8 protein-coding genes and 1 other annotated feature are annotated in these 7201 nt (G+C 51.4%); of the genes, 4 read left to right on the forward strand and 4 right to left on the reverse strand.

The window, feature by feature from the left end; genetic code table 11:
* Positions 1 to 40: 40 nt before the first annotated feature.
* Positions 41 to 904 (reverse strand): heme o synthase, encoded by an 864-nt coding sequence (gene cyoE / locus AC0YOB_RS30555; protein ID WP_475795983.1) that lies wholly within the window; start codon positions 902 to 904, stop codon positions 41 to 43.
* A gap of 271 nt (positions 905 to 1175) precedes the next feature.
* Here cyoE and AC0YOB_RS30560 point away from each other — a divergent pair, with 271 nt between their 5' ends.
* Together AC0YOB_RS30560 and gerQ are read left to right on the forward strand one after the other, a co-directional pair.
* Positions 1176 to 1598, forward strand: a complete 423-nt coding sequence (locus tag AC0YOB_RS30560) for a cell wall hydrolase (RefSeq protein WP_475795984.1) — start codon at positions 1176 to 1178, stop codon at positions 1596 to 1598.
* A gap of 70 nt (positions 1599 to 1668) precedes the next feature.
* A complete protein-coding gene (gene gerQ, locus AC0YOB_RS30565; RefSeq protein ID WP_475795985.1) occupies positions 1669 to 2424 on the forward strand; it encodes a spore coat protein GerQ in 756 nt (251 codons plus the stop codon).
* Here the strand turns inward: gerQ and AC0YOB_RS30570 are convergent.
* Positions 2408 to 2698, reverse strand: a complete 291-nt coding sequence (locus AC0YOB_RS30570) for a hypothetical protein (RefSeq protein WP_475795986.1) — start codon at positions 2696 to 2698, stop codon at positions 2408 to 2410. The genes gerQ and AC0YOB_RS30570 overlap by 17 nt on opposite strands.
* 489 nt (positions 2699 to 3187) lie before the next feature.
* On the opposite strand from AC0YOB_RS30570, the gene AC0YOB_RS30575 reads away from it, so the two are divergent.
* Positions 3188 to 4174 carry a metal-dependent hydrolase gene (locus tag AC0YOB_RS30575; protein WP_210038374.1) on the forward strand — a complete coding sequence of 329 codons (987 nt, stop codon included), beginning with the start codon at positions 3188 to 3190 and terminating at the stop codon, positions 4172 to 4174.
* A 147-nt stretch (positions 4175 to 4321) separates the two neighbouring features.
* Here AC0YOB_RS30575 and AC0YOB_RS30580 read toward each other — a convergent pair whose 3' ends face one another.
* The gene (locus AC0YOB_RS30580) at positions 4322 to 4546 is read right to left on the reverse strand and encodes an alpha/beta-type small acid-soluble spore protein (RefSeq protein WP_210038373.1); all 225 of its coding nucleotides are present in this window, start codon (positions 4544 to 4546) and stop codon (positions 4322 to 4324) included.
* A gap of 115 nt (positions 4547 to 4661) precedes the next feature.
* On the opposite strand from AC0YOB_RS30580, the gene AC0YOB_RS30585 reads away from it, so the two are divergent.
* The gene (locus AC0YOB_RS30585) at positions 4662 to 4838 is read left to right on the forward strand and encodes a DUF5325 family protein (protein ID WP_210038372.1); all 177 of its coding nucleotides are present in this window, start codon (positions 4662 to 4664) and stop codon (positions 4836 to 4838) included.
* A 57-nt stretch (positions 4839 to 4895) separates the two neighbouring features.
* Here the strand turns inward: AC0YOB_RS30585 and trpS are convergent, their stop codons facing one another.
* A complete protein-coding gene (gene trpS, locus AC0YOB_RS30590; protein ID WP_475795987.1) occupies positions 4896 to 5882 on the reverse strand; it encodes a tryptophan--tRNA ligase in 987 nt (328 codons plus the stop codon).
* Between the two features lie 112 nt (positions 5883 to 5994).
* Positions 5995 to 6240 (reverse strand) — a binding site (T-box leader).
* Between the last annotated feature and the right edge of the window lie 961 nt (positions 6241 to 7201).

The raw sequence follows: 7201 nt of genomic DNA on the forward strand, positions 1-7201 counted from the left end.
CCGCTTACGTTCCCCCTTGTTTACGCAATCCCAGGACGTGTTATCCGATGCCGTTGGTATCCAGGATCATCACAAAAAAGATAATCATTAAATAATTGATGGAAATAAAGAAATTCGTCTTGGCCCACTTCGTGTCGTCCTTCGCTGTAAGTCCCATTACCGTATGCACTGTCCAGAGGACACCCCCGGCGATGGAAATAACAAGCAGAAAATAACCGGCGTAATCGTAGGTGAACATCAGGATGCCCGTTGGAATCAGCAGCAGCGTATAAGGAATCATCTGCAGCTTGGTGCGGCGGATTCCCTTCAAAACCGGCAGCAGCGGAAAACCGGCGGCCCGGTATTCGTCAACGCGCCTGATGGCAAGCGACCAGAAATGCGCAGGCTGCCACAGGAACAGCAGGGCAAACAGCAGCCAGGCTCCCGCATCGACCTGCTCCGTAACGGCACAATAGCCGATAACAGGAGGCATAGCCCCGGATATCCCCCCAATGGAGGTACTCCAGGTTGAGGTGCGTTTCAGCCACATGGTGTACACAATCACGTAAACAAAGAACCCAAGCAGCCCAAGCCAGCCGGTAAGCGGATTAACAAGCGTGAACAGCACCGCAATCCCGATAATCCCCAGCACGATCCCATAGATGAGCACCTTGGTCGGATTCATCCGCTGCATGGGAAGTGTCCGGTTCCGGGTACGTTCCATTTTCTTGTCCAGCTCGCGGTCCCAATAATTGTTAATGACACAAGCCGACGCCATCGTGAGCGCCGAGCCGATCAGCATATAAATCAGAAGCAACCAATCAATATGATCCCATTTGGAAGCGACCCAAAACCCACCGAACGCCGCAAACGCATTAAGGCGAATGATGCCCGGTTTTGTTAAGGCCACATATTCTTTAAGCACAGCCTGCCTCCCCGTTCCGATCCCATTATGGGCGTATACTACCCATCATCTGTGTTTTAAAACCGTCCTAATCATACCGAAAAAACAAGCAGTTGACAATGTTCGCGGCCCTTGTTCATTATATTGACACCGCTTGACAAAACGCCTCATCGATTCTCTCACAGAGGCTTGCCCTTTTCGAAAAAAATGGAACCCTTTCGCCTTTTGCTCAATACACTGTGATTGTGGTTAAACGCCCAGCTCTTGCGAAAGGAAGTGGGATGGTTCAGATATGGCAGTCATTAAAACGAATTCCTCAGATGCCAGGCTGCTGGCCCGGCTAATACGCGCAGAAGCGGAGGGTGAAGGCGACCTTGGCATGCTGATGGTCGGCAATGTCGGAGTCAATCGAATTTTAGGCAATTGCATCGATTTTCGAAATATTCGCACAATGTCCCAGATGGTGTACCAAAGTCCGGGGGGATTTGAAGCGACCCAAAAAGGATATTTCTACCAGAAGGCCCGCGACAGCGAAATCAGGCTGGCCCAGCGCGTGATCAACGGCGAACGCCGGTGGCCGGCGACAAATGCCCTCTGGTATTTTCGTCCTGCCGCAGACTGTCCAAACACCTGGTATGATCAGCAACACGTCGGCAGGTTCAAGGCGCACTGTTTTTATGCCCCAACCCCCGAGAATTGTCCATCCGTTTATTGATGAAGATTTGACGGAGCGAAAGATGCTCCTGAATGGTTTGAAGAAGTGATGAAAGCGAGGAAAATGAGACATGTCCTACGGTTACGACTATAATAATGCTGTAAGTCCCGCCAGCACAGGCGGCTACGGCAGCACGGCGGTTAGCCCAGCCAGCACAGGCGGTTATGGCGGCACGGCGGTTAGCCCAGCCAGCACAGGCGGCTACGGCAGCACGGCGGTTAGCCCAGCCAGCACAGGCGGCTACCCCGGCTATAACTATAATTATCCTTACCAACCAAGTACACAAACCATGCCGGTTTCCGGCCAAATGCAAATGCCCATGATGCCCATGACTGCAGGCCAGATGCAAATGCCGATGATGCCCATGACCACCGGCCAAATGCAAATGCCGATGGCTCCCATGACCGCCCAGATGCAAATGGCATCTGCGCCAACGACTCCCAATGTCCCCAGCGGATCAATTGTGACACCGGCCGGAGGTAATATAATAACGGTTCCGATTAATGAGGAATCCTATGTAGAAAACATTATTAGGATGAACCGCGGCAAAATGGCGACCATCTACATGACCTATGAAAACAACTCGGAATGGAACGCAAAGATTTTCAAAGGCATTATCGAGGCGGCTGGCCGCGATCATATCATTATTAGCGATCCCGCAACGGGTATGCGTTACTTGCTCCTGACGCTCAATCTCGACTACGTTACCTTTGACGGTCCCATAAATTATGCCTATACCTTCCAGGGTCAGACCATTACGAACACCACTCCCGCAACGGCTACAAGAATCGAAACATCGTCCGGCACCCTTACAGGCGACCGTTAACAGGCCGAAACGTCCATGCGTGGATACGGGCAGCTCCGCCTTGTACCCATTGCGACATTGTAAACCATGAAGAACGCTCACTGCAGCGTTCTTTTTTTATGGCAAGCGCAGCCTCCTCGTTCGGAGCCTCCCACACTTCCACAAACAGCAGCGGCTGATCCGTACCCTCATACAGCTGAAAATCATTGAATTCCGCTTGTTGAACGGCTGCCCATGACCGGTAGTCCGTAATAAATTCTTCAGAAATCTGATACTCCACGAAACAAATATGCATAAAATTTCGTCCCTTCGTTATAAGAACTACAGATTCAGAAAATACTAATACGTACAATATAGAAGTATACCACTTCTCAAAGAAGAAACAGCGGATTCCGTACTTTGGCGGCTAAACCAGGTTTCTTCATTTCATAAATATAAGCAACGTATATTACTTATATTTAAAAAGCATCCGCCTTCCGCTGTCGCCCAATTTGCCAGGGGATAGATGCATTTGCTGGAAACTTAGTGTATGCTACAGGGGAGTAGACGCCTAAACCTTCTTGTCTTTGGAATTCACAATGACCATTCAATAATGATGAAATGAGTGACCTGGAAGTCACGCAGAAACTTTAGTTTATGCTTCCGATGCCAGTTTTCTGCTCACAGAGATGAAATGACCTGGAAGTCACGCAGAAACCTTAGTTTATGCTTCCGATGTAGTTTTCTGCTCTTACAAAGTTTGCCACCCTGGAAGTCACGCAGAAACCTTTTAGGAGGAATGTTCATGGATAGTGGGACGCATTTGGTCATGGGACTCGGACTTGCCGGGCTCGCTTCCATCGACCCGGTCGTCGCCTCCGATCATACGATTTATGCCGCCGTTCTCATCGGTACGGTAGTCGGGTCGCAAGCACCGGATTTCGATGGATTTCTCAGACTCAAAAACAATGCCACTTATATTAAAAATCATCGCGGAATGTCCCATTCCCTGCCGGCGATCGCGATTTGGACGATTCTCATTACCCTGTTGATACAATCATTCTTCAGCTTCAACATCCCATGGCTTCATCTGGGAGGCTGGGTGCTGCTGGCTGTTGTAGTCCATGTTTTTGTAGATTTGTTTAATACGTACGGCACGCAGGCGATGCGTCCGTTTACGGAAAAATGGATATCATGGAACATCATCCATATATTCGATCCATTTATTTTCACAACGCATGTCATCGCTATTCTGATCTGGGCGCTGCAGTTGGCCGATCCCGCTTATATTTTCCCCTTTCTTTACGGGGTTCTGATTATTTACTACATTTGGCGTACCGTAGCCCATCGCCTTCTCACGAAACGAATGCGGCAAATCGATACCGATTGTCATGAAGGCGATCGTTTCACCCTGATTCCAACGGTTTCCATACATGAATGGAATGTGGTCAAGAAAAGGGCTGACGGCTGTTACATGATCGGCGACTTCCGCCGCGGCCAGCTCCGTTGGGTTGACCGGGCCAAGGGTACCGAGCATCCGGCGGTTGACGCTTCGCGGAACGATCCGTCCATTGATGCTTTCCTTTACTTCACCTCTTACGCATGTGCAGAGGTGAAGGAGCACTCCTGGGGGTATGAAGTACGCTGGTGCGATGTTCGTTACCGCCATCGCAAACAATATCCTTTTGTCGGCGTTTTGCTGATGGACAATGATTATCGCACACTGGGCTCCTATGTGGGCTGGCTTAGCGAAGAGCGCCTGCAAAAGCGGCTGCGGATGAACACGTATTGACGGGACGGACCCCTTCTTGCACAATAGGAGGGGTCCTTGTTTTGCGGGACGCTGATGTTCGAGGAAAGAAACACAAAAGAAAAAGCTCAAGGTTTCCCTTGAGCTTGATACTTTGTGGAGATCGAAATCAGCTAAGACCTTTCGGACCTAGCGGCCTTGACCACCAGACAGTTGTTGTTCAGCGATTTGCACAAGCTTGCGGGTGATGTAGCCACCCAGCGAACCAGCGTCACGAGTCGCCATGTTGCCATAGTAACCGTCTTGCGGGATTTGGATGCCAAGCTCTTGCGCTACCTCATATTTCATTTGATCCAAAGCTGCGCTTGCTTGAGGTACGACCAATGTATTGCTGCTGCGAGATTGTCCTGCCATGTGAATTTCTCCTTTCGTCCTCTAACAATGGTGTGTTGCAAACTTATTATGATACGATAGTGAGAAGAATATGCTTACTTTTAAGAATTTCTTTTTTTCCAAGGAGAATGACACAATGCCCAAATCGCTAGCCCTTTTTTTTGCCGTCTTTTCGGTGCTGCTTATGAGCGCTACCGCTATCGCCATCAGCTATAATGGATGGATAGCCGCTCTCTTGTTTGTCCTGATGATTGGCAGTATCGGCCTCGGATTCGTCGTCAGCGCCAAAATGAAACGCCGCAAGCAAGGGTGAGAGCCCTGGCTGGCGGCGTTATCTGTCTTTATCTTCTTCCCTTATTGCCTGCTTCCTTCAGCGGGGCAGAAGGAAACCCATCCGCTGCTTCACATCGCGCACTGTCTGGTTCGCGATCACCGATACCTGCTCTGCTCCCTGCTTCAGAATATCGTGAATCGCTCCCGAGCTGCGGATCTCCGCATACTTCTTCTGGAGCGGTTCAAGCTTCGCAACCACATGCTCGGCCAGATCCTTCTTGAAGGCTCCATACCCTTGTCCTTCGTAGCGCGCTTCGATATCATCAAGTGAAATGTCCGCACAATAGGAGTAAATCGTCATCAGATTGCTCACTTCCGGCTTCTCGGCCGGGTTGAACTGCACCTCGCGGCCGGAATCTGTTGTAGCCCGGCTGAATTTTTTGCGGATCACATCCGGAGGATCCAGCAAAGCGATATAGCTGGCCGGATTCGGATTGCTTTTGCTCATTTTTTTCGATACGTCGTCAAGCGACATCACGCGGGCGCCAAGTTTTGGAATATACGGCTCCGGAATTGTAAAATAATCTCCGAAACGCCCATTAAAGCGGTGGGCCAAGTCGCGTGTCAGCTCCAAATGCTGCTTCTGGTCATCGCCCACCGGTACAAGATCGGCATTATACACCAGAATATCGGCCGCCATCAGCGCCGGGTAAACAAACAGCCCCGCTCCAACCGATTCCTTGCCGGCCGATTTGTCCTTGAACTGGGTCATCCGCTCCAGCTCGCCCATCGAGACCAGCGTCGTCATCAACCAGCCCAGCTCGGCATGGGCGGGCACTTGCGATTGCGCAAAAATGCTCGCTTTGGACGGATCAATCCCGGCCGCAACAAACAGCGATGCTACGGATTCAATATGCTCGCGAAGCGCAGCTGGCTCCTGCGGTACCGTAATGGCATGCAGATCGACGACCATGAAGAAACATTCATGGGTCTCCTGCAGCTTCACAAAATTTTGTATGGCGCCAATGTAGTTTCCGAGCGTTAATTGGCCGCTCGGCTGAATACCTGATAGGACTCGCGGCATCGTTATACCCTCCTGTTATTTCAAATCAGCGCTGCTATGCGCTCCTTCATTGTTTTATCAACTTATTCATGGGTCGGCAGCCTCAAAATGAACACAAAAAAGACCCTACGCCGAAAGGGACGAAGGACCGTGGTGCCACCCTAATTTGCTTGTAAGCGCCTGAAAATATCCGCGCAGAACAAGCCTTCAAGTTCCCTAACGCGGAACGACACGGAGATGCATACGGACGATCGTACGCTCGCTTTCCTCATCTCGGCTCCAGGACCCATTCGACACAGACGCTTGCACCGGTTCGCACCACCCACCGGCTCTCTGAAGCGCTCATCTCATGCTTACTTGTTCCCTTCATTGCATTTATGATGATTATACTCTTCCCTTAATGAATGTCAATCCCCCCTAAATCCCCCTGAGGGGGACCCCAGAGAGGGCCGCCCCTCTGGACTCCCGGAATGGAATAACGTGGGAGGCGAAGAGGAACGTTGTTTAGCTGCTTTTTGCGTAGGAGCGTTTTCGTCCCTCGCGGGACACACTTCCTTGCCACGCTCGCGTGGTACCTGGTGGACTTCATCCCTGAATAACGTTGACGGATCAGAGATCCGTCTTCAGTCACTGCCAGCAACAATATTTGCGTTTATGTCCCGTAGGGATGAACACGAGCTTAGCACGAATGAGCTAACGCGCTGCTGTGTCCCTCCCACGTTGTTCCGGCCCCGAAGGGGCATCTGGTGCCACGGGTGCGCCAGTATTAGAGTGTGTCCCGTAGGGACGAAAACGAGCTTAGCATGAATCAACTAACGCGCGGCTGTGTCCATCCCACGTTATTCCGGCCCCGAAGGGGCATCTGGTGCCACGGGTGCGCCAATATTAGAGTGTGTCCCGTAGGGACGAAAACGAGCTTAGCACAAATGAGCTAACGCGCTGCTGTGTCCCTCCCACGTTGTTCCGGCCCCGAAGGGGCATCTGGTGCCACGGGTGCACCAGTATTAGAGTGTGTCCCGTAGGGACGAAAACGAGCTTAGCATGAATCAACTAACGCGCGGCTGTGTCCCTCCCACGTTATTCCGGCCCCGAAGGGGCATCTGGTGCCACGGGTGCGCCAATATTAGAGTGTGTCCCGTAGGGACGAAAACGAGCTTAGCACAAATGAGCTAACGCGCGGCTGTGTCGCTCCCACGTTATTCCGGCCCCGAAGGGGCATCTGGTGCCACGGTGCACCAGTATTAGAGTGTGTCCCGTAGGGACGAAAACGAGCTTAGCATGAATCAACTAACGCGCGGCTGTGTCCCTCCCACGTTATTCCGGCCCCGAAGGGGCATCTG

Source organism: Paenibacillus sp. JT31N17, from assembly GCF_056269255.1.